Here is a 965-nt window from a genome sequence, read left to right as displayed (position 1 = left end):
GGCGTCCCCCGGGGGAGGGACGCCGCGCCGCGCGCGCACCCGCCACAATGTCCTGCGTGGGGCGCGACGCCGGGACGGCAGGTTGCGCCGCGCGCCGGCCGGGCCGGTGGGCGGCCGCCGGGGCGTGCCTGGGCGCCGCCGCGGTGGCCGAGGCGGTGCTGCGCACCCGGGGCCCGGGCGCGGTCCTCCCGCTGGCGATCTTGCTGGACCTGTGCGCGACGCTCCCGCTGATGCTCGCGCGCGCCCGTCCGGTGGGCGCGGCGGCGGCGGTCAGCGCGGCGTGGGCGGCGGCGTCGGTGCTGCACCGGGGCCCGGCCGTGGCCGGGCTGGCCGCGGTGGCGGCGGCCTGGTCGCTGGTGGCCGCGCGGCGGGTCCGGGCGCGGCGCGCCGAGGCCGCCGAGCGGGACGCCTCGCGGCGCGCGTTCGAGCACACCCTGCTGGAGCACACCGCGCGCGGCGAGCGGGCCCGCATCGCCCGCGAGCTCCACGACGTCGTCGCCCACCACATCTCGATGATCTCCGTGCAGGCCGAGACCGCGCGGCTGGCCACCCCGGGGATGCCGGCGGAGGGCGCGAAACGGCTGCTGGCCATCGGCGACACCGCCCGCACGGCCCTGACCGAGATGCGCCGGCTGCTCGGCGTGCTGCGCGAGGACGCCGGCGCCGAGCCGACCCGCCGCCCCCAGCCGGGCCTGCAGCAGCTCCTGGACCTGATCGACGAGATGCGCGACTCCTCCGGCGCCGGGACCCGGCTGATCGTCCGGGGCCGGGTCGCCGCCCTGGACCCGGGCGTGGAGCTGACCGCGTACCGGATCGTGCAGGAGGCGCTGACCAACGCCCGCAGGCACGCGCCGGGCGCGGCCGTCGACATCGAGGTCGACTACGGGCAGGACACGCTGGTGGTGACGGTCCGCGACAACGGCCCCGGCCCTGCGTCGGGGCCGTTGTCGCGGACCGTCACCACC

The 965-nt window shown here is 79.9% G+C and carries 1 protein-coding gene; it reads left to right on the top strand.

Going from position 1 to position 965, the window contains the following annotated elements; all coding sequences use genetic code 11:
- Positions 1-56: 56 nt before the first annotated feature.
- Positions 57-965 (top strand): sensor histidine kinase (locus E1298_RS47230; RefSeq protein ID WP_243726286.1); only part of this gene is annotated, 909 nt, incomplete at its 3' end.

Source organism: Actinomadura rubrisoli (genome assembly GCF_004349215.1).
Classification (GTDB): Bacteria; Actinomycetota; Actinomycetes; order Streptosporangiales; family Streptosporangiaceae; genus Spirillospora; species Spirillospora rubrisoli.
This window is presented reverse-complemented; position numbering and strand designations above follow the sequence as displayed.